This is a genomic window from Microbacterium sp. NPDC080220 (assembly GCF_040686395.1).
GTDB classification, from domain to species: Bacteria; Actinomycetota; Actinomycetes; order Actinomycetales; family Microbacteriaceae; genus Microbacterium; species Microbacterium gawkjiense.
In genome coordinates, this window is sequence record NZ_JBFBOP010000002.1 from 185,413 (window position 1) to 207,241 (window position 21,829).

General features: G+C 72.7%; 23 protein-coding genes. 9 read left to right on the forward strand and 14 right to left on the reverse strand.

What is annotated here, in order from left to right:
- Positions 1-18 precede the first annotated feature (18 nt).
- Together AB0P29_RS04455 and AB0P29_RS04460 are read right to left on the reverse strand one after the other, a co-directional pair.
- Entirely contained in the window at positions 19-1,080 is a 1,062-nt protein-coding gene (locus AB0P29_RS04455) for a polyprenyl synthetase family protein (RefSeq protein WP_311285397.1), read from the reverse strand.
- Between the two features lie 23 nt (positions 1,081-1,103).
- Complete coding sequence (locus AB0P29_RS04460) at positions 1,104-1,850, reverse strand: demethylmenaquinone methyltransferase (RefSeq protein WP_363378807.1); 747 nt, start codon at positions 1,848-1,850, stop codon at positions 1,104-1,106.
- A 79-nt stretch (positions 1,851-1,929) separates the two neighbouring features.
- On the opposite strand from AB0P29_RS04460, the gene AB0P29_RS04465 reads away from it, so the two are divergent.
- Positions 1,930-3,174, forward strand: a complete 1,245-nt coding sequence (locus tag AB0P29_RS04465; protein ID WP_217530697.1) for an isochorismate synthase — start codon at positions 1,930-1,932, stop codon at positions 3,172-3,174.
- A gap of 6 nt (positions 3,175-3,180) precedes the next feature.
- Here AB0P29_RS04465 and AB0P29_RS04470 read toward each other — a convergent pair whose 3' ends face one another.
- Genes AB0P29_RS04470 through AB0P29_RS04485 form a run of 4 tightly spaced genes read right to left on the reverse strand, consistent with a single transcriptional unit; the run spans position 3,181 to position 5,286 of the window.
- Complete coding sequence (locus AB0P29_RS04470; RefSeq protein ID WP_363378810.1) at positions 3,181-3,477, reverse strand: hypothetical protein; 297 nt, start codon at positions 3,475-3,477, stop codon at positions 3,181-3,183.
- 6 nt (positions 3,478-3,483) lie between these two features.
- Positions 3,484-3,825: a hypothetical protein gene (locus AB0P29_RS04475; RefSeq protein WP_363378812.1), complete on the reverse strand. Its 342-nt coding sequence runs from the start codon at positions 3,823-3,825 to the stop codon at positions 3,484-3,486.
- Between the two features lie 4 nt (positions 3,826-3,829).
- Entirely contained in the window at positions 3,830-4,519 is a 690-nt protein-coding gene (locus tag AB0P29_RS04480; protein WP_363378813.1) for an alpha/beta hydrolase, read from the reverse strand.
- On the reverse strand, positions 4,516-5,286 hold the full coding sequence (locus AB0P29_RS04485) for an alpha/beta fold hydrolase (RefSeq protein ID WP_363378815.1): 771 nt from the start codon (positions 5,284-5,286) through the stop codon (positions 4,516-4,518). The genes AB0P29_RS04480 and AB0P29_RS04485 overlap by 4 nt, the downstream gene beginning before the upstream one ends.
- Positions 5,287-5,684: 398 nt before the next feature.
- On the opposite strand from AB0P29_RS04485, the gene AB0P29_RS04490 reads away from it, so the two are divergent.
- From AB0P29_RS04490 to AB0P29_RS04500, 3 genes are all read left to right on the forward strand, one after another.
- A complete protein-coding gene (locus AB0P29_RS04490) occupies positions 5,685-7,100 on the forward strand; it encodes a DUF222 domain-containing protein (protein ID WP_363378817.1) in 1,416 nt (471 codons plus the stop codon).
- A 76-nt stretch (positions 7,101-7,176) separates the two neighbouring features.
- Entirely contained in the window at positions 7,177-7,314 is a 138-nt protein-coding gene (locus tag AB0P29_RS04495) for a hypothetical protein (protein ID WP_363378819.1), read from the forward strand.
- Between the two features lie 9 nt (positions 7,315-7,323).
- Entirely contained in the window at positions 7,324-8,127 is an 804-nt protein-coding gene (locus AB0P29_RS04500; protein WP_363378821.1) for an alpha/beta hydrolase, read from the forward strand.
- Between the two features lie 4 nt (positions 8,128-8,131).
- Here the strand turns inward: AB0P29_RS04500 and AB0P29_RS04505 are convergent, their stop codons facing one another.
- Genes AB0P29_RS04505 through AB0P29_RS04515 form a run of 3 tightly spaced genes read right to left on the reverse strand, consistent with a single transcriptional unit; the run spans position 8,132 to position 11,230 of the window.
- The gene (locus tag AB0P29_RS04505) at positions 8,132-8,989 is read right to left on the reverse strand and encodes a PPK2 family polyphosphate kinase (protein ID WP_363378823.1); all 858 of its coding nucleotides are present in this window, start codon (positions 8,987-8,989) and stop codon (positions 8,132-8,134) included.
- Between the two features lie 56 nt (positions 8,990-9,045).
- Positions 9,046-10,833: a 2-succinyl-5-enolpyruvyl-6-hydroxy-3-cyclohexene-1-carboxylic-acid synthase gene (menD, locus tag AB0P29_RS04510; protein ID WP_363378825.1), complete on the reverse strand. Its 1,788-nt coding sequence runs from the start codon at positions 10,831-10,833 to the stop codon at positions 9,046-9,048.
- A 1-nt stretch (position 10,834) separates the two neighbouring features.
- Positions 10,835-11,230 (reverse strand): PLDc N-terminal domain-containing protein, encoded by a 396-nt coding sequence (locus AB0P29_RS04515; protein ID WP_253035346.1) that lies wholly within the window; start codon positions 11,228-11,230, stop codon positions 10,835-10,837.
- A 77-nt stretch (positions 11,231-11,307) separates the two neighbouring features.
- On the opposite strand from AB0P29_RS04515, the gene AB0P29_RS04520 reads away from it, so the two are divergent.
- Positions 11,308-11,565, forward strand: coding sequence for a DUF4229 domain-containing protein (locus AB0P29_RS04520; RefSeq protein ID WP_253035345.1), 258 nt, complete (start codon positions 11,308-11,310; stop codon positions 11,563-11,565).
- A gap of 3 nt (positions 11,566-11,568) precedes the next feature.
- On the opposite strand, the gene AB0P29_RS04525 is transcribed toward AB0P29_RS04520, so the two are convergent.
- The 3 genes from AB0P29_RS04525 to AB0P29_RS04535 are packed head-to-tail and all read right to left on the reverse strand — an operon-like array spanning position 11,569 to position 14,623.
- Entirely contained in the window at positions 11,569-12,546 is a 978-nt protein-coding gene (locus tag AB0P29_RS04525; RefSeq protein ID WP_253035344.1) for a 1,4-dihydroxy-2-naphthoate polyprenyltransferase, read from the reverse strand.
- An 11-nt stretch (positions 12,547-12,557) separates the two neighbouring features.
- On the reverse strand, positions 12,558-13,712 hold the full coding sequence (locus AB0P29_RS04530) for an AMP-binding protein (protein WP_363378828.1): 1,155 nt from the start codon (positions 13,710-13,712) through the stop codon (positions 12,558-12,560).
- Between the two features lie 8 nt (positions 13,713-13,720).
- Positions 13,721-14,623 carry a 1,4-dihydroxy-2-naphthoyl-CoA synthase gene (locus tag AB0P29_RS04535; protein ID WP_359919597.1) on the reverse strand — a complete coding sequence of 301 codons (903 nt, stop codon included), beginning with the start codon at positions 14,621-14,623 and terminating at the stop codon, positions 13,721-13,723.
- 95 nt (positions 14,624-14,718) lie between these two features.
- Here AB0P29_RS04535 and AB0P29_RS04540 point away from each other — a divergent pair, with 95 nt between their 5' ends.
- From AB0P29_RS04540 to AB0P29_RS04550, 3 genes are read left to right on the forward strand one after another with little or no spacing between them, the layout of a single operon-like run.
- Positions 14,719-15,255 (forward strand): hypothetical protein, encoded by a 537-nt coding sequence (locus AB0P29_RS04540; protein WP_363378830.1) that lies wholly within the window; start codon positions 14,719-14,721, stop codon positions 15,253-15,255.
- Positions 15,252-17,990, forward strand: a complete 2,739-nt coding sequence (locus AB0P29_RS04545; RefSeq protein ID WP_363378832.1) for an ABC transporter ATP-binding protein — start codon at positions 15,252-15,254, stop codon at positions 17,988-17,990. The genes AB0P29_RS04540 and AB0P29_RS04545 overlap by 4 nt, the downstream gene beginning before the upstream one ends.
- Before the next feature lie 43 nt (positions 17,991-18,033).
- Positions 18,034-18,447, forward strand: a complete 414-nt coding sequence (locus tag AB0P29_RS04550) for a glucose-6-phosphate dehydrogenase (RefSeq protein WP_363378834.1) — start codon at positions 18,034-18,036, stop codon at positions 18,445-18,447.
- A gap of 7 nt (positions 18,448-18,454) precedes the next feature.
- On the opposite strand, the gene AB0P29_RS04555 is transcribed toward AB0P29_RS04550, so the two are convergent.
- A complete protein-coding gene (locus AB0P29_RS04555; RefSeq protein ID WP_363378836.1) occupies positions 18,455-19,204 on the reverse strand; it encodes a hypothetical protein in 750 nt (249 codons plus the stop codon).
- A gap of 44 nt (positions 19,205-19,248) precedes the next feature.
- On the opposite strand from AB0P29_RS04555, the gene AB0P29_RS04560 reads away from it, so the two are divergent.
- Positions 19,249-20,142, forward strand: coding sequence for a zinc-ribbon domain-containing protein (locus tag AB0P29_RS04560; RefSeq protein WP_363378838.1), 894 nt, complete (start codon positions 19,249-19,251; stop codon positions 20,140-20,142).
- 117 nt (positions 20,143-20,259) lie between these two features.
- Here the strand turns inward: AB0P29_RS04560 and AB0P29_RS04565 are convergent, their stop codons facing one another.
- Complete coding sequence (locus AB0P29_RS04565; RefSeq protein ID WP_363378840.1) at positions 20,260-21,771, reverse strand: alpha-N-arabinofuranosidase; 1,512 nt, start codon at positions 21,769-21,771, stop codon at positions 20,260-20,262.
- Positions 21,772-21,829 lie beyond the last annotated feature (58 nt).

Below are 21,829 nucleotides of genomic sequence, written 5' to 3' on the forward strand. Positions count from 1 at the left end.
CGGCGGTTCCGCCGGTGATCAGCTGGAGCGGTCGACGACGACCTGCGCGAAGCGCGTGAGCGCCTCACGGACGAGGCCGTCCGGGAGGGGCGAGAGGGCGGCGACGGCGCGGTCCGACCATTCGTGCGCGAGACGGCGGGTGGCCTCGGTCGCGGGGTGGTCGCGCAGCTGCGCGAGCGGGGCGTCGAGGATGACGGGATCGGCGCCGTCGGAGATGCGGGCGACACCCTCGTCGATCGTGACCTTGAGCGCCTGCGAGGCCGGGTCGGTCGCACGGCCGAGGAGCAGGTAGGGCATCGTCGGCACGCCGGCGCGCAGGTCGGTGCCGGGGACCTTGCCGGTCTCCTCGGCGTCGGCCGACAGGTCGATGACGTCGTCGAGCAGCTGGAAGGCGACACCCACGCGCTCGCCGAACTCGCGCACCGGCGCGGCGTACTCGTCGGAGGCGTCGGAGAAGACGACACCGGTCTCGGCGGCGGCGGCGATCAGCGAACCGGTCTTGTCGCTGAGCACCTGCAGGTAGAAGTCGACCGGGTCGTCGCCCGGCTGCGCCCCCACGGTCTCGTGCATCTGACCGAGCACGAGGCGCTCGAAGGTGTCGGCCTGCAGCCGGATGGCGCGCTCGCCCACCTGGGCCATGAGCTGGCTGGCCCGCGAGAAGAGCAGGTCGCCGGTGAGGATCGCGACGCTGTTGCCCCACACCGCGTGGGCGCTGGGAACGCCGCGGCGACGGTCGGCCTCGTCCATGACGTCGTCGTGGTACAGCGAGCCGAGGTGGGTCATCTCGAGAGCCGTCGCGCCCGCGAGGACGTCGTCGGTGACCCCGGAGCCGAGCTGCGCCGTGAGGATGGCGAGCATCGGCCGCATCCGCTTTCCACCCGCCTCGTAGAGGTAGCGCGAGGTGACGTCGGCGAGCGAGTCCCCGACCTTCAGCTCTCCGGCGAGGCGGGCTTCGACGAGGTCGAGCCCCTCTTCGACCGTGGCGAGCAGCTTGCGCATGCGCGGGCCCACGAAGATGCGCTCGGTGACGCCGAGACGGCTCGCGATCTGCGAGCCCGGAGTACCGGGACGGGGGGTCATGCCTCCAGCGTACCCGTCGCGCCTCAGGCCCGGCCCGGGGTTGCGGGCTTGCGCGCGCGGTGCAGTGCGACGATCCCGAAGCTCAGGTCGCGCCAGGCGACCTGCTCCCACCCGGCGGCGCGGATGCGGCCGGCGAGGGTGCGCTGATCGGGCCAGTCGCGGATCGACTCGTTGAGGTAGTCGTAGGCGTCGGCGTTCGAGCTGAACGCCCGAGCGACGACGGGCAGGACGCGGTCGTTGTAGAAGCGGTACAGCCTGCGCATGAGCGCTGCCGGCGGGAGCGAGAACTCGCAGATGACGAGGCTTCCGCCGGGCTTGGTGACGCGCAGCATCTCGCGCAGCGCCTTATCGGGGTCGTTGACGTTGCGCAGCCCGAACGAGATCGTCACGGTGTCGAACTCCTCGTCGCCGAACGGCAGGGCCGTCGCGTCCGCCTCGACGAAGGACAGGTTCGGGATGCCGCCGTGCCGCCGCTTGCCCTCCGCGATCATCCCCGCCGAGAAGTCGCCCGCGACGACCTCGGCACCCGAGCGGGCGAGCGAGACCGAGCTCGCGCCGGTGCCGGCGGCGAGGTCGAGGATCCTCTGCCCGCGCCGCGGTGCGATGGCGCGCGTCGTCGCGATGCGCCACAGCTTGTCGTTGCCGAGGCTGAGGATCGTGTTGGTGCGGTCGTAGCCCGCCGCGACCTCGTCGAACATGCCGCTGACGCGCGCGGGATCCTTGCCGAGGTCCGCGCGGGTGGACGGGGTGCGGGAGGGCTGTTCGGTCACGTGTCGAGCCTAATCGGGGCGGGATGCCGCGGGGCTGCGCGCGAGGCTCGGGTGGGTGCTGCCGGATTAGGCTGAGAGCGTGACTTCGACTGCGCTCGGCGCTCCCCGGCTGCGCGCCGTCACCCGCCGCATCGAGCCGGTCGACGACCCCCTCTCCTACGCCGCGCCCGACGACCCGACGGTCTGGTCGCGTCGCGGCGACATGCTCGTCGGCTGGGGCCGCGCCGCCGAGCTTCCGGCGGGAGAGTCCGCCGTCGCCTGGTGGCGGGCCGTCAGCGCCGCGGCCGAGGTCGACGACAAGGTGCGGATGCCGGGATCCGGCCTCGTCGCGTTCGGCGCGCTGCCGTTCGACCCGGCCCACAGCTCGTCGAGCGCGACGCTGACGGTGCCGAAGATGATCATCGGCCGCCGCGGCGACACGAGCTGGGTCACCCACGTCTTCACCGACGGTGAGCCCGAGCGTCCCGAGCCGCAGTCCATCCCCTTCGGGCCGCATTGGTCGGCGGTCGTGGGGCCGGGGGCCTGCACACCCGACGGCTACCAGGCGGAGGTGCGGGCCGGGCTCGAAGCGATCGCCTCGGGCGAGGTCGCCAAGGTGGTGCTGGCGCGCGACCTCGTCGGCTCCGTGCCTGCCGGATCGGATCTGCGACGACTCGTCCGCGCCCTCGCCTCGGCCTACCCGGACACCTGGACCTTTGCCGTCGACGGCGCGATCGGAGCGAGCCCCGAGACCCTCGTCACGGTCTCGGGCGGTACGGTCACGGCGCGTGTGCTGGCCGGGACCGCCGCGCGGGGCGCCGACGCCGACGCCGACACCGCGGCATCCGTCGCCCTCGCCACCAGTGCGAAAGACCTCGACGAGCACCGGTACGCCGTGCAGAGTGTGCTGACGGCGCTGCGCGCGCACACGACCGCGCTGGTGGCCGAGCCTGAGCCGTTCATGCTGAAGCTGCCGAACGTGTGGCACCTCGCGACGGATGTCGAGGGCACGCTCTCGGGCCACGCGTCGGCGCTCGACCTCGTCGAGGTGCTGCACCCGACGGCGGCGGTCGCCGGAACTCCGACGCAGGCGGCGCTCGAGGTGATCCGTCGGGTCGAGCCGTTCGACCGCGGCCGCTACGCCGGGCCGGTCGGCTGGATCGACGCGAACGGCGACGGCGAATGGGCGATCGCGCTGCGGTGCGCGCAGTTCGACGTGCACGGCGAGGGCGACATCGCGCTCACCGCCCACGCCGGCGCGGGCATCGTCGCCGGGAGCGACCCCGAGACCGAGATGCTCGAGACCCGGGTGAAGTTCCGTCCCATCGTCGACGCGCTCGCCTGAGGGCGGTCAGACGTCCGCGAGGAACGTCTCGACGGTCGCGGCGAAGTCGGGGTGGTCCTGGGGCCGGTGACCATGGCCCGACAGGGTCCGGCGATGCGCACCGTGTCGCTCGAGCACCTCGGCGATCGCGTCGTACTCGGCGTTCCACCCGCCCGTGACGACGAGGGTCGGGATGCCGCGCAGCATCGCGGCGTCCACGCCGAACCCCCAGGGCGGTCGCCTCGCCGCGAACCGTTCGACGCCCGGGCGTTCGGACTCCCAGCGCGAGGGGTCGGCCGACCCGCCGAACATCAGCGGGCGCACGATGGATCAGTAGCCGAACAGATCGCCCGCGTCGGCAACGCTCCGCGCACGGGAGATCCCGGCGATATGGGCCTCGATCGCGGGATGGCCTCGAGCGACGTCGTAGAGCGCCGGCTCGACGAGGACGAGAGCTCGGGGCGACAGCCGGGCTGCCGCGAGCGCGACGGGGACGGCAGCGGCGGAATGGGCGAATACGACAGCGCCCGTCGGCGCGGCATCCGTCAGCGTGGCCGCGTGCTCGTCCAGCGGGCGGGTGAGATCGAAAGGCAGGTGATGCGCGTCGGACTGCGCCGACGAGGGCCATGCGGATGCGGGGTCGCGGTCGGTGCTGTGAACGTACAGTCGCACGGGTTCAGGGTACGGCCAGCGGGTCCTCGGACAGGCCGATCAGCTCCGCGATGACGCGCGGGTGGGCGAGCACCCGGAAGTGGCCGCCCGTGTCGAGGCGCACGTTCTTGGCGGCGCCAGGCAGTTCGCTGCCCTCGGGGATGTGCGGATCGAACCGGCCGTAGACCGACACGATGCGCCCGTTGACCTCGTGCTCCCGCGACAGAGCGAGGATCGTCGCGCTGCGGGGCGAGAAGATCCGCAGAGACGGGAGGACCATGAGTCGGCCGTAACGTGATCCGCCGAACGGGGTGGCCACGGCGAGCATCGCGCGCACGCGGCCGGTGGGCGCGTCGACGACCATGGTGCGTTTGCCGACCAGTCCGCCCTTGCTGTGCGCGAGCAGCACGCAGCCGCGCAGGTCCTGCTCGGCGAGGTAGCCGACGACCCGGGCGGCGGCGTCATCGACGGGACGTCGGTTGCGGCGGAGCACCGGCAGGACGTGCACGGGATGCCCGCGGTCGTGCATCGCGCGGATGAGCGGCGTCATGAACCGCCAGGTCTCGTACACGCCGGGCAGGATGACGATGGGCGTGAGCTCACCCGCCAGGAACTGTCGCGGATCGGTGCGCGTCAGGGGCGCGGCGACCTGCCAGCGCAGCGCGTAGAGGTAGTCGCGCGCCCACCACGCCGCGTTGCGGACGAGAGAGGTCATCGCGACTCCTGCCGTGCGCGGAACGCGACGATCGCGTCGGCGACCCCTCGCGGGGCGCTGTGCTGGACGACGTGTCCGCTGCCGGGGATCTCCGACGTCTCGGCATCCGCGGCACCGGCGGAGAGCCGTCGACACCACGCCGCCCCCGCGATGGGGTCGCGCGCACCGCGGATGACGAGCAGAGGGCGTGCGAGCGCTCGCACCCGATCCTCGATGCGGTAGGCCAGCATGTGGCGCAGTTGCCGCAGATACCAGGGGATGCCGCACCGCACGTAATCGCTGAGGACGAGCCAGTTCGCGAGCGGCGGCTCGCGGAAGATGTCGAGCGCCAGCGCGAGTGCCTGGGCTGTGGGTGTGCGGTGCCGGTCGTCGGCGACGGGACCCATCGCGACGACGTGCGTGACCAGATCGGGACGCTGCGCGGCGAGTTCGATCACCCACTGGCTGCCCATCGAGTGGCCGACCGCGACGACCGGCGGGAGGTCGAGGTGTGCGAGGAGGCGGGCGATCGCGGCGGCCATCGCAGGGACGTCGAGCTCGCGCGCGGGCTGAGGGAGCCCGCCGAACCCCGGCAGATCGATCGAGACGACGGCGTGGTCGTGCGCCAGCTCGGCGTGGAGGCGGCGCAGATAGCGGTGCGACATGCCGATGCCGTGCACGAGGAGGTACGTGTGCGCCGCGTCGGCGCGCGGCGAGAGGACGACGCGGAAGGTGCTACCGCCGACCGTGACCTCCTGGATCGACGGCCCGTCTGGACGTGCCCTCACGCGATGCCTTTCGTCGCCGGAGAGGTTCACGGTAGCCCGGTGCGGGACGTGTCGTGCGGGGGTTGACCTGGCGGCGCGGTGAGGTGCGGATCCGGAGGGTGGGCGCGGAATCGGATGCGGTGGCGGCATCCGGTCCGAATCCGATGACGATGTCCGAATCCGGCGCGATGACGTCGTGCGCTAAGGGGTGGATGTCGAGGGTGCGGCGCCGGGACGGTTCGGGATGCGGCGGGTGCTCGGCCCGCATGGGGGCTGCGCCGGAACGGAGGGTGCGGAAGATCCGCCACTCGAATGAATCCCCGAAAATGAGAGGACTCTCATTTTCGGTGTGTCCGCATCATGTGTTCTGGGCCGGTTTTGCCGAGATGGATGTCGGTGGTCGGTGGCAGAGTGCAGGTATGACGGATGCGGCGGAAACCCCCGGTGGCGAGGACTATCTCGCCGCCCTGGCGGGGATCGTCGCTGATGTTGGGGCTGTGGCCGTCGAGTTGGCGCGCGTGCAGATCCGGGAGCTTCGGGCGCTGGCCGCTGCAGGGCGGTTGGCGGATGTGCAGACCGCGCAGCGCAACGCCCGCGTGCAGGTCCACGACATGGCCCTGCGGTCGATCGCGGCCGAGGTCGGTGGGGTCATGCGCGTGACCGACCGGACCGTGCAACGGCGCATCGGCGAAGCGCGGACGTTGATCGAAGGGTTCCCGGCGACTGTCGAGGCGTGGGAGCGGGGCCGGATCGTCCGAGGGCACGCGATGGCGATCGTGGAGACCGGGACGAGCCTCCCCGCGGAGATGTGGGCCGAGTTCGAGCAGGTGGCGATCACCCGGTGCGAACGGGACACTCCGAACCGGGTGCGGGGAGAGTTGGAGATCCTCGCGTACCGGATGCACCCTCGCTCATTCGCGGAACGGCACGAGGAAGCTGCGGCTGGGCGGTGCGTGCGATTGGTGCCGGGGCGGGATGGGATGAGCGATGTGGTCGCGACCTTGCCGACGGTGATCGCCGAGGGCATCCACGACCGACTCACGCAGCAAGCGCGGGCGATCATCGACACCCGGGACGAGCGCGCCGCCGCGCGCGGCGGGGCAGGTGACGCTTTCGGGGAAGCCGCCGCGACACGCACTGTTGACGGCGACACTGACGGCGACCGCGACGATGACGCCGCCACGATTATTGCCACCGACCAGCGCTCCACCGATCAGGTCCGGGCGGACGTGCTCGCCGATCTGCTCCTCGCCGGGACCCCGGCGCTGGATGACACCCGCGACACCACAGCAGGACCGCTGGGCGCGATCCGCGCTCGCGTACAGGTCCTCGTCCCCGCCGCGACACTCACCGGAGAAGACGACGGGCCCTGCGACCTCACCGGACGCTCCCCGATCGACCCCGCGACGGCCCGCGCCCTCGCCGGTGGCACACACATCTGGGAGCGCCTGTTCCACGACCCGACCACCGGGGTCACCGTGTCGACCGACTCGTACCGTGTGCCGTCGGGGATGCGACGGTTCCTGCAAGCCCGGGACCAGCACTGCCGGTTCCCCGGATGCCGCGTCGCCGCCATCCGCTGCGAGGTCGATCACACCCACGACCATGCCCTCGGCGGGCGCACCGAACTGTCGAACCTCGCTCATTTGTGCCAACGGCATCACTCGATGAAGCAATTCACCGCGTGGAGGGTCCGACAACTCAAGGGTGGCGTCCTGGAATGGACTTCACCCCTCGGCAGGATCTACAGAGAAGACGCACCGACACCGGCCGTCGCCTTCACGCCTGCCGCACCACCACCGCCGACCGCACCAGCGGAACCCGCACCCTTCTGACGCCCGCGGCGCGAACAAGCGCGTCCCCGCCGCGCACGCCTCCGCACAGACACGACCCACTGCCCACACTCGACCGATGCCGATGGCCGACTACGTCGCCTCCCTCCGCTCGCGCATCGGCACAGACTTCCTGCTCCTGCCGGGCGTGACCGCCGTCATCCCCGACGGGCGCTGCATCGACCGCGTCATCGGCGACGTCCGCGACGATCTGTAGGGTGCCGCCATGACGACCGACATCCGCGACGACCGCACCGTCGTCCTCCTGCACGGCTGGCCGGGACTCCCCTCCGACTACGACGCGGTCACCGCCGACCTGACCGACCTCCGCACCCTCACCCCCGACCTTCTCGCCCCCGACCTTCTCGGCATGGGGGCCGGATTCGACGGCATCCCGAGCGTCGAGGCATCCACCGCCGAATCGCACGCCGAACGCGTCCTCGCGGGGCTCGACGACGCCGGCATCACGACCGGAGTCATCATCGTCGGCTGCGACATCGGCAGCCGCATCGCCCAAGCCGCCCTCCGCGCAGACCCGAGCCGGTTCCACGGCGCCGTCCTCACCCCGGCCTACCCGGGCGTCGGCGACCGCGCCGCATCCCCCGCCCTCGCCTCCGTGTTCTGGTACCAGCACTTCCACCGAGACCCCGTCGCCACCCAGCTCATCGACGGCGACGAACGCGCAGTCCGCACCTACCTCACCCACACCTGGAACAGTTGGCGAGCGGATGCCGCACCCCCGCCGCACCTCAACGAGATCATCGCTGCCTACGCACGGCCGGGCGCGTTCGCCGCCAGCCTGCAGTGGTACGTCGCCAACCGCGGCTACACCGCCGACACGGCCCCCATCACCGTTCCGACGACGATGCTGTGGCCCGGCGCCGACCCGCTGTTCCCGACCGACTGGGCCGACAGGCTGCCCGACCACGTCACCGACGTCCGCCTCGACGTCATCCCCGGATGCGGGCACTTCGTCCCCGTCGAACGGCCCGACGCCGTCGTCCGCGCCATCCGCTCGCACCTAGGCTGACCGCTCAGGTCGCCGCGAGCCGCGCCTTCTCGGCCTCGACGTCGAAGTCCGCCGCCGGCCACTGCGGATCGATCCGTTCCAGGACCTCGATCAGCAGCGCCTGCACCGCCAACCGCGCGTACCACTTGTGGTTCGCGGGCACCACGAACCACGGCGCACGATCCGTCGACGTCCGGTCGAACACCGCCTGATACGCGTCCATGTACGCCGGCCACAGCTCCCGCTCGTCGACGTCGCCGGGGTTGTACTTCCAGTGCTTGTCCGGTCGGTCGAGCCGCTCCATCAATCGGGACTTCTGCTCGTCGGGCGAGATGTGCAGCATGACCTTCACAAGGTGCACACCGCGCTCCGCCAACCGGTCCTCGAAGTCGACGATGGCGCCGTACCGTCGCTCGATCTCCTCGGGAGCCGCGAGCTGCCGCACCCGACCGACCAGCACGTCCTCGTAATGCGACCGGTCGAACACCCCGATGTAACCGGGCTCGGGAACCTCCCGCTCGATCCGCCACAGGAAGTCGTGCGACAGCTCCTCGGGCGTCGGCTTCTTGAACGCCTTCAGATGCACGCCCTGCGGATCCGTCGCCCCGATCACGTGCCGGACGATCCCGCCCTTGCCCGCCGAATCCATCGCCTGCAGCACGAGCAGCACCGACGGCGCATCCGACTGCGTGCGACTCTGCGCGTACAGCCGCTCCTGCAACTGATCGAACTCCTCCGCCGCGGCGGCGAGATCCGCCTGCCCCGACTTCTTGTCACCGTCGTACCCGGGCGTCGCCGCCGGGTCGACGTCGGCGAGGCGGAACCCCGCCCCCACCCGCAACAGCGTCGACGGAGACCCGGTCCAATGATCGTCAGCACTCATGCGGCATATCCTGCCCTGCCCGCGACCTGCGCGCGACGGTCTTGCGGATGCCGCGGCTACCGCGTCAGCGGGACCTCGATGATCTGGCGTCCCCCGGCCGGCGACGTCAACGCCTGGTCGAGCGCGCCGCGCGTCGTCACCCGGCGGTACTCCCACCCGTACGCGCGGGCGATCTCTTCGACACGTGCCGTCTGCGGCGTGAACTGCACCCGGTCGAACGCCTCGGCACCGGCGATCCCGGCAACCTCCAGACCGTCGAAGATCGTCCCGCCGCCGTCGTTGCCGACGATGACCTGGATCCGCGGCTCCCCCTCGGCCGGAGGATGCAGCAGCGCCCCCACGTCGTGCAGGAACGCCAGGTCGCCCAGCAGCACCCGCGTGACCCCCGGCGTCGCACCGCGCTGCGAGGCGGCCGCGATCCCGAGCCCTGTCGCGACCGTGCCGTCGATGCCGGCGAGCCCGCGGTTCGCGTGCACCGGCACCTTCTTGCCGCCGAGGATCTCGTCCGCCACCCGGACCAGTCGCGACGACCCGAACAGCAGCCGGTCGTGCGGCCACGTGGCCCGCCACACGGCATCCACCAGAACCGCCCGATCGACGGGCGCGCGGATCGCGCCGAGCTCGGCGGAGATCGCCCCCAACCGCTCGGCCGGCACCGCCGACGACAGCGCATCGGCATCGGGCGCGGCGGGACTGAGGTCGACGATCTGCTCCCGCGACGCCCTCATCCACGCTCCGAGCCACTCCCGGTCCGCGGCCGCCGACGGAGCGGTCACGCCGTCCACGGCGACCGTCGTGCCGTTGAGGTTCAGCTGCTCGCCCGGACCGCGCACCGCGAGCACCTCGACGTCCGCGCGACTCAGCAGCCGGGCGACCTCGCGGCTCAGCGTCGGGTGCCCGAACACGACCGCCCGTTTGACGCGGCCGCCGAGCTCGGGGTCGGACAGCAGCCGCCGGTACCCGTGCACGAGATGCCGACCGAACCGCGCGCCGCTCACGATCTCGGCGATGAGCGGGTACCCGCCCTCGTGCGCCAACTGCTCGGCATCCGTCCCCGCATCGGCGCCCGCGACGACGACCGTCCGCGGCCCCGCCGCGAGCACGACCGGCTCCGGACCGGCGACCTGGAGCGCCGCACCGACGCCCCCGCCGCCCTGGTAGTGGGCGCCCCACTCCGTTTCGGCGGTCTCGTCGGCGGCGTCCGCAGGGTCGGATGCCGCGACGACACCGGTCGACGACGGCAGCCACTCCGGCAGCGCACCGGCGAGCGGCTCGCGGAACGGGACGTTGAGGTGCACGGGCCCGGCGACGCGGGATCCGGCGCCCACCGCGGCATCCCACCCCTCGTCGGCGGCGGCGCGGAACGGCGCCACCTCGTCGCCGTCGATCGCGTCCGCGAGCGCCTCGGCGACCGGCAGGTCGGATTCGAGTCGGACGAAGCCCGAGAACATCCCCGGCTGGCGCGTGGCCTGGTTCGCGCCGACCCCGCGCAGCTCGGGCGGGCGGTCCGCGGTCAGCAGCAGCAGCGGCACACCGGAGTGGTGCGCTTCGAGCACGGCGGGGAGGAGGTTCGCGACCGCGGTGCCGGACGTGCAGATCACGGCCGCCGGCATCCGGTCCTCGCGTCCGATGCCGAGCGCGGTGAACCCGGCGACGCGCTCGTCGATGCGCACGTGCAGCCGGATGAGGCCGCGCGACTCGAGTTCGGCCGCGACCAGCGCGAGGGCCTGCGACCGGGAGCCCGGCGAGAGGACGACGTGGCGCAGCCCGCGCTCGATCAACCGGCCGAGCAGCGCCGCCGCGGCGTCGGTCGCGGGCGCGCGGCCGGATCCGTCGCGCGTCATGTCAGGAACGCGACCCGCGCGACTGCTCGTCGGAGTCGTCGTCCGCCGGCGGGTCGACGGGGCGCTCGCGCGGGTCGGGCGCCTCGGAGTCGAGGGCGGCGAGCTCCTCCTCGAGGCGGCGGATGCGCTCGTCCTGATCGCTCGTGGTGTTGAGGCGACCGAGGAAGTCGGGGTCGTCGTCGGGGGCGCGGAAGACCACCCGGTTCGACGAAGCGCGCGAGCGACCGATGACGAACCAGAGGATGCCGCCCACGACCGGCAGCAGGATCACGATGAGCAGCCAGATCGGCTTGCTGACCCCGCGGTGACGGGTCGGGGACTGCACGGCGCAATCGACGATGCTGTAGACCCAGAACGCGGCCAGCAGCAGCGCCAGAACGAGGTACACGCGCGCCATTCCTCCATCCTAGGCACGCGCCCGCGGCCCGAGGCGGCCGGGGCGAACCCCCGGGTGCACGGCCGTAGAATGGCGGTATGCGTGCCCGGTCAGCCTTCGTCTACGCGCTGCTGCGGCTGCTCGCCTTCTTCGTCCCGTTCGGGATCATGATGCTCTTCCCGGTGCTGCGCGAGCAGTACTGGCTTGCGGCGATCTTCGCGGCCCTCATCGGGCTGAGCCTCTCGATGCTCTTCCTGCGTCGCCCCCTCGACGAGGTCTCGACCGGCATCGCCGAGACCCGCGCGGCGCGCAAGCGTGCCGCGAGCGACGAAGCCGTCGACGACGACGCGAACTGACGCTCAGGCGACGTACGCCCAGAGGATGAACGCGCTCCACGCGAGCGACGCGAGCGAGCTGAGCTGCAGCGCGACGATGAGCTCCCGCGGCGTGCGGTACGTCCAGACGATGAGCGTCGCCGACAGCGTCGCGAGCAGCACGATGAGCGACAACCACGCCACCGGGTAGAAGACCGCCAGCACCGGCACGACCGCGAACGGCACGAGCATGAACACGGTGTAGAGCACCTGCGACGCCCGCTTGCCGATGAGCACGGTCAGCGTGCGCTTGCCGGCGACGCGGTCCTGATCGATGTCGCGCAGGTTGTTCGTCACGAGCACGCCGCACGCGAGGGCGCCGACGGCGATCGAGGGCACCCAGGACTCCTGCGGCACGGACCCCGCCTGCACGAACGTCGTCCCGATGACCGCGACGGGGCCGAAGAAGACGAAGACGAACAGCTCGCCGAGGCCGAAGTAGCCGTACGGACGCTTGCCGCCGGTGTAGAACCACGCCGCGACGATGCAGACCGCGCCCACGGCGAGCAGCCACCAGAACTGCGTGCGGATGACGATCGCGAGGCCCGTGACGGCCGCGATCCCGAAGAAGAGGAGAGCCGCGATCAGGACGGCGCGGGGCGCGACGCGTCCCGAGGCGGTGAGGCGGGTCGGGCCGACCCGGTGGTCGTCGGTGCCGCGGACGCCGTCGCTGTAGTCGTTCGCGAAGTTGACCGCGATCTGCAGCGACACGGCCACCACGAGGCAGCTCAGCGCGAGCACCCAGTGGAACCCGGCGCCGACGGCGATCGCCGCACCCGTGCCGACGAGGATCGGGCTGATCGCGAGCGGCAGGGTGCGCAGTCGCGCGGCGCCGATCCAGTCGCGCGCCGTCACCGGGGCGGGCTTCGGCGGGGCGGACGAGACGCGCGCCTTCGCCGGGTTGCCGCGCGAACCGGAGCGCTTCGCGGCGGGCTTACGGGAGGTCTTTCGGGATGCGGCCACGAGCAAGGATCCTATTCGTCCTCCGCCAGCAGCCGTCGGAGCAGCGCCCGGTCGGGCTTGCCGCTCGTCGTCAACGGCACCGCGTCGAGCACGAGCAGCTCGCGCGGTCGCGCCGGCGCACCGATCGCCGCGGCGACGACGCGGCGCGCCTCGTCGAGCACGTCGGGCTCGGTTCGGTCGGCGAGCGCCGCCCGCGAGAGGACGACGACGGATGCCGCGCCCCACCGCTCGTCCGTCGTCGGCACGATCACGGCGCCCTCGAGCCCCGGCACGGTGCGCACGGCCTGCTCGACCCGGTCGAGCGAAACGTTCACCCCGCCGGAGACGATGACGTTGTCGCGGCGCCCCGTCACCCGCAGCACGCCGTCCTCGACGGACCCGGTGTCGCCCGTGCGGTACCAGCGGGTCCCGTCCGCGTCGCGCACGAACACCTCGGCGGTGAGCTCGGGCTCGCCGAGGTAGCCGTCGGCGAGCGTCGGGCCGCTCAGCTGCACCTCGCCGTCTGCGATCCGCATGCGCACGCCCTCGAGCGGCCGCCCGTCGTAGACGCAGCCGCCGCTCGTCTCGGTCGACCCGTAGGTGCGGACGACCCGGGCGCCGAGGGCCGCGGCCCGTTCGGAGAGCGCGGGCGGTAGGGCCTGCCCGCCGACGAGCACGGCCTCGAACGAGGCGAACGCGCGGGCGACCGCGGCATCCCTCTCCCCCGCCTCGACCAGCGTCTGCACCTGCGCCGGCACGAGTGACGTGTACGTCGGGATGCGGCGCCCGCCGTCGCTTGCGGCCATCGCCGATGCGGCGGCGGTGAAGGTCTGCGCCGTGAACGAGCCTGCGAGGATCGCCGGGTCGCGCCCGGCGACGAGCGCGCGCACCATGACCTGCACGCCGGCGACGTAGGTCGCGGGCAGGGCGAGCAGCCAGGCGCCGCTGCCGATCCGCTCGGCGGTCGCGAGCGCCGACGAGGTCAGCGCCGACCGGCTGAGCGCGACCGACTTGGGGTAGCCCGTCGATCCGCTCGTCGTGACGACGACGGCCGTGCCCGCGGGGACGTCGGTCGGAAGATCGGATGCCGCGCCGAGCGCGACCGCAGGCCCCGCACCGAGCACCGCGGAGCGCAGCGCCCGCAGCACGTCGCGGGGATCGGCGGAGTCGAGCGGGCGCAGCTGCATCGTGGGACTCAGAAGTGGTACGGGTACGGCGACCAGTCCGGGTCGCGCTTCTCGAGGAACGCGTCGCGGCCCTCGACGGCCTCGTCGGTGCCGTAGGCGAGCCGCGTCGCCTCACCGGCGAACACCTGCTGGCCGACCATCCCGTCGTCGATCGCGTTGAACGCGAACTTCAGCATGCGGATCGCCGTGGGCGACTTGCCGAGGATCGTCCGGGCCATCGAGATCGCCTCGCGCTCGAGGTCGGCGTGCGGCACGACGCGGTTGACGGCGCCCATCTCGTACGCGCGCTGCGCCGAGTACTCCTCGGCGAGGAAGAACACCTCGCGCGCGACCTTCTGGCCCACCTGACGCGCCATGTACGCCGAGCCGTAGCCGGCGTCGAACGACCCGACATCCGCATCGGTCTGCTTGAAACGCCCGTGCTCGGCGCTGGCGATCGAGAGGTCGCAGACGATGTGCAGCGAGTGCCCGCCGCCGGCCGCCCAGCCGGGGATGACGGCGATGACGACCTTCGGCATGAACCGGATGAGGCGCTGCACCTCGAGGATGTGCAGGCGTCCCGCCCGCGCGGGATCCGGAGTCGTCGCATCGTCAGCGGCGTAGGTGTAGCCGTCGCGACCGCGGATGCGCTGGTCGCCGCCGGAGCAGAACGCCCACCCGCCGTCCTTCGGGCTCGGACCGTTGCCGGTCAGCAGCACGACGCCGATCCTCGGGTCCTGCCGCGCCGTGTCGAGGGCGCGGTACAGCTCGTCGACGGTGTGCGGGCGGAAGGCGTTGCGCACCTCCGGCCGGTCGAACGCGATACGCGCGATCCGCCCGTCCGTCGAGACGTGCGCGGTGATGTCGGTGTAGGCCTCGGCGCCGGGCGCCGCAGTCCACTCCGCCGGGTCGAAGAGCTCGGAGACGGTCACCCGGCCAGCCTACGCGCGGGGCCGAGCCGAGCGGATGCCGCGCAGCGTCACACGCGCCGTCGCGAGGAGCCCCACACCCCTACCCTGGAGCGGTGATGTCCCGTGCCCTCCCCGCCCTCGCCGCCGCCGTGCTGGCGCTCACCCTGTCCGCCTGCGCGCCCGCCGCGCCGAAGGCCGATCCCGGCTCGCCGTCGCCGACGCCGCCCACCGCGACGTGCACCGCCGACTCCGGGGTGACCGTCATCGTCGATGGCGGGAACCTGCCGGGCGCGGACGAGGTCGCGCTCGACACGTGCGTGCCGGCCGACGAGCCGATCGGCGCGACCGACGCCCTCGCCGCCGCCGGGGTCGAGCTCGAGGGGACGACCGAGTACGGTGACGCCATCGTCTGCCGCGTGAACGGCCTGCCCGCAGCCGACGAGCCCGTCGGATCGACCGAGGACCCCGACTACGTCGAGTCCTGCGAGAGCATGCCCGCCGGCTTCGCGTACTGGGGTCTGTGGGTGCGCCCGTCCGCCGACGCGGAGTGGGGCTTCGCGCAGGAGGGCATCGCGACCCTGCAGCTCTCCCCTGGCGAGAGCCTCGAACTGCTCTTCTCGCTCGACGGCGAACCGGCGGCGCCGACGCCGTGACCGTCCGACCCGGACCGCTGCGGGCCGCGACCGCCGTCGCGGCCGGGTTCGTCGTGGTCCGGGTGCTGTACCGCGTCCTGTTCGGCGGTGCCGACGGCGGCGGGACGCTCCTCCTCGACCTGCCGTCCTGGCGCCTGCCCGCGCCGTTCGCGCATGTCGAGGTGCTCGGCCCGGTGACCGCCGGCGGGATCGCGGAGGCCGCGGCATCCGCTCTGCCCATCGCGGTGCCGCTCCTGATCGTCGGCGCGCTCGTCGCGGTGCTCGACGTGCCGCGACTTCTCGCGCGCGGCGCACGTCGCGGCCCGGTGCAGGGCCTCGCGCGCGCCCTCGCGCTCGCCTGGGCGACGCTCCCGGCGCTGGCCGACGCGGTGCGCGCCGCGCGACGGGCCGCGCGCCTTCGCGGCGAGCGCGCCGGCGTGCGGCTGCTCGCCCCGGTGCTCGAGCGCACCCTGCAGCGCGCCGTCGCCCTCGGAACCGCGCTCGAACTGCGCGGGTACGCCGGCGCGGGAGCGGTCGCGCAGGCCGACCCCGTCGTGCGCCTCGACGGCGCCGCGTGGGGCTTCGGCGATCGGACGGTCGCGGCCGTCGACCGGCTCGACCTGACCGCCGGCACGCTCACCCTCGTCGTCGGTCCCACGGGCGCCGGCAAGAGCACCCTCCTGCGCGGACTCGCCGGTCTGCACACGACGACCGACGGCGGATGGAGCGCCGGGACGATCGACGTGGTCGGGATGCCGCGCGCCGCGCGGCTGCCGAGGGACACCGCCCGGTCGGTCGGGGTCGTGCTGCAGGACCCGCGTCAGGGGTTCGCCGCCGAGCGCGTCCGCGACGAGATCGGACTGGCGCTCGACCTGCGCGGCGCGGCGACCCCCGAGATCGATGCGCGGGTCGCCGAGACCGCGGAGCGCGTCGGGGTGACGGCGCTCCTCGACCGCCGCGTGCGCGAGCTGTCGGCCGGTGAGGCGACCCTCGTCGCGATCGCGGCGGCCGTCGTCGACGCCCCGGCACTGCTGCTCGTCGACGAGCCGCTCGCGGATCTCGACACCGCCGCCCGCGCCCGGATCGTCGCGCTGCTCACGGATCTCGCTCGCCGGTCGGGCGTGTGCGTCGTCGTTGCCGAGCACCGCGCGGACGAGTTCGCGGGCGTCGCGGACGGCGTCGTCGGCGTCGGGCGGCGGGAGGAGGTGCCGCTGCCCCGTGCGGGCGCGCGGCAGGTCGGCGCGACCGTCCTCGAGGCGCACGGGGTGACCGTCCGCCACGGCGCGCGGGTCGCGGGCGACGGCGCGGACCTCCGCGTCGCGGCGGGCGAAATCGTCGCCGTGCAGGGACCGAACGGCGCGGGCAAGTCGAGCCTCCTCACGGCGCTCGCCCTCGGCGCGCCGGGGGCCCGGGCGACGGGTCGCGTCGCGCTCGTGCCCGACGCCTCGGACGACCTCTTCGTGCGCGACACCGTCGAGGCCGAGTGCCGTCACGCCGACCGTCGGGCCCGCACGACCGGCACCGCCGCGGTGTTTTTGGACCTGCTCGGGGTGCCCGCGGACTCGCCCGCGGCGACGGCGCTGAGCCGGCGGCATCCGCTCGATCTGTCCGCCGGCCAGCGACGGTGTCTCGCGATCGCGATCCAGCGCGCCCGGCGGCCCGCGGCCCTGCTCGTCGACGAGCCCACGCGCGGCCTCGACCCCGCCGCCCGCGCGCTCGTCGCGGCGGCGCTGGTGCGGACAGCCGGTTCGGGCGCCGCGGTCGTGTTCGCGACGCACGACGCGGAACTCGCGGGCGTGCTGGCCGACCGCGCGGTGCGGATCGACGGCGGCGTGCTGCGTCCGGGCGGCCTGCCGTCGGATTCGGAGATCGTCGCGGGATTCGGATCGAACGTGCCCCCGGCATCCGCATCCCGCGACGTCGTCCGAATCCGCGAACGATCGGATGCCGCGCCCGCCCGCCCGCGCTCGCGCGGCCTCGTTCTGCTCGCCGCCAACCTGCTCGCGGCCGGCGCGTTCGCGTGGCCGCTCGTGGCCGCCGCGCTACCGTCGCAGGCGCAGGCCGCGGCGCCCGTCATCGCCCTCGCGCTCGCCCCTCTCGCGGTCGTGCTCGTCGCGACGGCGGTCGACGCGTCGATCCGGTCGGCCCACACGCTCGCGCTGCTGGCGACGCTCGCCGCGATCGGCGGCGCGATCCGGCTCGCGTCGACCGGGGTCGGCGGCGTCGAGGCGCTGTTCGTCCTGCTGATCCTCGCCGGCCGCGCCTACGGCGCACGGTTCGGGATGCTGCTGGGCGCCGCGTCGCTGCTGCTGTCGTCGCTCGTGTGGGGCGGGGTCGGGCCGTGGCTGCCGTTCCAGATGTTCGCGTGCGGCTGGGTGGCGGCAGGCGCCGCTCTCCTGCCGGCGCGGGTGCGGGCGCGCGGCGAAGTCGTGATGCTGGCGGGGTACGGGGTGATCGCGTCGTACCTGTTCGGCCTGGTCATGAACCTCTGGTTCTGGCCGTTCGCCGTCGGGGCGGGGACGTCGATCTCCTACGTCCCCGGCGCGCCGCTGACCGAGAACCTCGCGAGCTTCCTGCTCTACTCGCTCGTCACTTCGACGGCGGGATGGGACACCGTGCGCGCGGTCACCACCGTCGTCGGGATCGCGCTCGTGGGACGCCCCCTGCTGCGCTCGCTGCGCCGCGTGAAGCCGGTCTCGGCGCCCGTCGCAGTGCCCGGGACGCCCGAACCCGTCGCCGTCGTGCGAAGCTTGTAGGGCGGCCCTCACCCCCGACGAGCGCCGCGGAGGGACCCCCCGCATGAAGATCACGAGATCATCCGATTGGCGGGACGCTCTTCCATTCGAGACGCCCGTGCTCGCGGCTGAGGCCGTGCCCGGCGAACCGACCCGCTGCGTGAGCTGCCCCGCCGGCAGCGAGCCGCGCGAGCGCACCGAACTGTGGGTCGTGAAGCACCGGCATCCCAACAATCACGCGGGCTTCGTGCGGTATTACTGCGCCGAGCACGCCCCGAAGACCGCCCCGCCGCCCCCGCCGTCGGTCGCCCGGCCCGGCAAGCCGCGCGGCACCGCCCCGAAGCCGCGCCCCGAGCGCACCGTCGCCCCGAAGCGCCCCGCGGCCTCGCTCGACGTCGTGCGCGCGATGTGCCCGGACTGCTTCGTCGAGGTCTCCGCGACCGGCGTCTGCGGAATGTGCGGTCAGCAGGTCGCCTGAGCGGACGTCACGGCTGACGCGGGACGTCCGCAACGTTCGCGAGCCACCATTCTTCGAGGTGATCGATGGCTGAGCCGGGCAGAAGCCCCGAACCCGTCGAGAGACCGGTCGTCCCGTTCCCTCCTGCCGTCTGCATGCTGCGCAGCAGCAACACCGAGGAGTCGACGACGGTGACCCTCAGGTGCGGCTCGTCACCTTCGAGGACGTCGTAGCGCAGGACGCCACCCTCCGACCGATCGACAGCGCCGTCGCACGAGGCGATGAGGCCCACGAGTGGTGCACCGGCAGCTTGCCTGGCTGATCCGAATCGCCAGACGGATGCCGCATAGGCGAACTCGACGGCGTCGTCCGTCTCACCGCCGACGCGCGCAGGCGTCTGATCCGTCGCTCCCGCCGCGAACATGTCGTCGGCGGGCTCGGAGTATGCCGGGGTGTCACCGACTGCCATGGTGCACGCCGCTGCCGGATAGCCAGGCTCCGTCTTGGCCGGGGCGCACGATCCGTCGCCTCGCACGTCCCGCGCCGAGCTCCATTGCATCGTCGACACGTCGTCGAGTCCCGGCATCCCGTCTACAGAGTTGCCGATGCGGAGGTCCTCGCTCGCCGCCACCGTGCACGCGTGGGCGTCGTCGGGTGACGACACGGCCGTGCGTGACGACGTCGGGGTCCGCGCCGACTCCAGACCCGCCGTCGACACGCAGCCCGTCAGCACGACGGCGAGTCCCGCGACGAGGAGCAGGATCCGGAGCAGGCGCATCCTCGCAGTATGCCGTGTCCGAGCCCCCGCCTACCGTCGGCACGGTGACGGAACCGGTGCGGTGGTGGTGGCAGCGGCGCCAGTTCTCGCGCGGCGTCGACGTGCCCTACCCCGTCGGCACCTACCGGTCGGCGTGGGCCGCCTACCCCGAGCTCGTGCGGCAGTACCACCCCGACCTCAACGAGGGGATCTCGCTGTCGCAGATCCCGCCCGCTGCCGACGTGCTGCTGTGCTGGGAGTGCACGGCCGGCCACCGGTTCGCGGCGACACCCACCGAGCAGCGCGAACGGCCGGGACGGGTGCGGCGGCGCTCGGCGTGGTGCCCGGAGTGCTCCGCCCTCGCGGCGCCGCGACCGGTGAAGGTCATCGAGCGGGTGGATGCCGCGCAGGTGCTCGCGGCCGTCGACCGCGCCAAGGCGGTGCGGATGCCGGTGGCCCCCGCTCCGGCCCCGCGATCGAAGCGGGCGGCGCCCGCGGTCTGCGAGAAGACCCCCGACCTGCCCGTCGGCGAGCCGTTCGTCAGCGCGTGCGCGCCGCGACCGGCATCCGCTGCCGAAGGGCGACTGCGCCTGCAGCTGAGCGAAGCCCTGCTCTTCACCGAGGGGATGACGGCGGTGCGCGTCGGGCGGCCGTTCTTCCGGCACCGCGAGGTGTGGCCCGACATCCTGCTGCCCGAACTGCGAGTCGCGATCGAGTACGACACTCCGGGGCGGCACGGGCTCGAGCACGTGGGGAAGCGGGAGGCATCCGATCGGCGCAAGGATGCGCTGCTGCGCGCCGCAGGCTGGGAGGTCGTGCGGGTCCGCACCGGCGGGCTCGAGCCCCTCGGCCCGCACGATGTCGTACTGCGGACGGCGGGCACGAAGACGGTTCCGGCGATCCGCGACGCGCTGCGTGGGATCCGCGGCGACCTCGTCGTCGACGCCTACCGGCGGTGAGTCAGATCGGCTCGTTCCAACCGATCACGCGGGCGTTGCCGAGCGGCACCGTGCCCGGTGCTAGCACGTGCGGGATGCCATGGAACCTGTGTCACTCGCCATCGGATCGCACCCGTCTCAGGCGAGCGCGACCGCCGTCCACGACACCGGGGGCAGCGTGATCGTCAGGGTGCCGCCGTCGAGGGCGGCGGAGTCGTTCGCGCGCGGCGCGACGCGCTCCCGGTCGTCGAGCGTGTTCTTCGCGTACACGTCGTCGTCCGAGAGCGTGTGCGTCTCGGCGATCGAGGTGGCACCGAGGCCCGACACGTCGACGGTGACCTCGATCGACTCGGTCGTGCTGCGGTTGACGAGGAACACGGCGCTCCGCCCCGTGGCGTCTTCGTGCGTGGCGACGGCGTCGACGAGCGGCACCTCGCCGAACACGGCGGTCTCGTACGACGGCGCGTCGACGAGCACCCGCATCGCCTCGCCCTGCGCGAGGCGCGACGTGAGCGAGAACGGGAAGAACGTCGTCTGGCGCCACGCCGGTCCGCCCGGCTCGGTCATGATCGGCGCGATGACGTTCACGAGCTGCGCGAGCGACGCGCTCGCGACGCGGTCGGCGTGCTTGAGCAGCGAGATCATGAGGCTGCCGAACACCACGGCATCCACCACCGAGTAGACGTCTTCGAGCAGGCGCGGCGCGACCGGCCAGTTGTCGATGCCGTCGATCTTCTCGACGTTCTCCCACCGCGAGAGGTACCAGACGTTCCACTCGTCGAACGAGATGTCGATCTTCTTCGACGACCGCTTGACGGCCGCGACGTGGTCGGCGGTCGCGACGACCGTCTCGATGAAGCGGTCCATGTCGACCGCCGAGGCGAGGAAGCTGCCGATGTCGCCGTCCTTCTCCTCGTAGTACGCGTGGCACGAGATCAGGTCGACGTCGTCGTACGTGTGGGTGAGGACGACCCGCTCCCATTCGCCGAACGTCGGCATCGTCGCACCCGACGAGCCGCAGACGACGAGCTGGATCGACGGGTCGAGCTGCCGCATCCCCTTCGCGGTGCGGGACGCGAGCTTGCCGTAGTCCTCCGCCGAGCGGTGACCCAGCTGCCAGAGGCCGTCCATTTCGTTACCGAGGCACCACATACGGATGTCGAAGGGCTCGGTCGCGCCGTTCGCGACGCGCTGGTCGCTGAGGGTCGTGCCCGAGCGGATGTTGCAGTACTCGAGCAGGTCGATCGCCTCGAGCGTGCCGCGCGTGCCGAGGTTCACGGCCATCATCAGGTCGCTGCCGACCTTGTCGAGCCACGACGAGAATTCGTGCAGGCCGACCTCGTTGGTCTCGGTCGAGTGCCAGGCCAGGTCGAGGCGGCGCGGGCGCTCGGCGACGGGACCGACCGAGTCCTCCCAGCGGAAGCCCGACACGAAGTTGCCGCCCGGGTAGCGGATCGTGTCGACCCCGAGCTCCTTGACGAGGTCGATGACGTCGGTGCGGAACCCCTCGGCATCCGCCGTCTCATGACCCGGCTCGAAGATGCCGTCGTAGATGTGCCGGCCGAGGTGCTCGACGAAGCCGCCGAAGATCTTGCGGCGGACCTCCCCGATGGGGGCTGCGGCGTCGACGATGAGGCGTGCAGAGGTCATGTAGGGCTTTCTTGTCGGACCGGTAAACGTTGTAATTCATGATGACGGCGCGGATGCC

Excerpts from the sequence above, each read along its gene's own strand:
- AB0P29_RS04455 (WP_311285397.1), bottom strand. The coding sequence starts at position 1,080 with ATGACCCCCCGTCCCGGTACTCCGGGCTCGCAGATCGCGAGCCGTCTC.
- AB0P29_RS04480 (WP_363378813.1), bottom strand. The coding sequence starts at position 4,519 with ATGACCTCTCTCGTCCGCAACGCGGCGTGGTGGGCGCGCGACTACCTC.
- AB0P29_RS04490 (WP_363378817.1), top strand. The coding sequence starts at position 5,685 with ATGACGGATGCGGCGGAAACCCCCGGTGGCGAGGACTATCTCGCCGCC.
- AB0P29_RS04495 (WP_363378819.1), top strand. The coding sequence starts at position 7,177 with ATGCCGATGGCCGACTACGTCGCCTCCCTCCGCTCGCGCATCGGCACA.
- AB0P29_RS04500 (WP_363378821.1), top strand. The coding sequence starts at position 7,324 with ATGACGACCGACATCCGCGACGACCGCACCGTCGTCCTCCTGCACGGC.
- AB0P29_RS04505 (WP_363378823.1), bottom strand. The coding sequence starts at position 8,989 with ATGAGTGCTGACGATCATTGGACCGGGTCTCCGTCGACGCTGTTGCGG.
- menD (WP_363378825.1), bottom strand. The coding sequence starts at position 10,833 with ATGACGCGCGACGGATCCGGCCGCGCGCCCGCGACCGACGCCGCGGCG.
- AB0P29_RS04515 (WP_253035346.1), bottom strand. The coding sequence starts at position 11,230 with ATGGCGCGCGTGTACCTCGTTCTGGCGCTGCTGCTGGCCGCGTTCTGG.
- AB0P29_RS04520 (WP_253035345.1), top strand. The coding sequence starts at position 11,308 with ATGCGTGCCCGGTCAGCCTTCGTCTACGCGCTGCTGCGGCTGCTCGCC.
- AB0P29_RS04530 (WP_363378828.1), bottom strand. The coding sequence starts at position 13,712 with ATGCAGCTGCGCCCGCTCGACTCCGCCGATCCCCGCGACGTGCTGCGG.
- AB0P29_RS04540 (WP_363378830.1), top strand. The coding sequence starts at position 14,719 with ATGTCCCGTGCCCTCCCCGCCCTCGCCGCCGCCGTGCTGGCGCTCACC.
- AB0P29_RS04550 (WP_363378834.1), top strand. The coding sequence starts at position 18,034 with ATGAAGATCACGAGATCATCCGATTGGCGGGACGCTCTTCCATTCGAG.
- AB0P29_RS04555 (WP_363378836.1), bottom strand. The coding sequence starts at position 19,204 with ATGCGCCTGCTCCGGATCCTGCTCCTCGTCGCGGGACTCGCCGTCGTG.
- AB0P29_RS04565 (WP_363378840.1), bottom strand. The coding sequence starts at position 21,771 with ATGACCTCTGCACGCCTCATCGTCGACGCCGCAGCCCCCATCGGGGAG.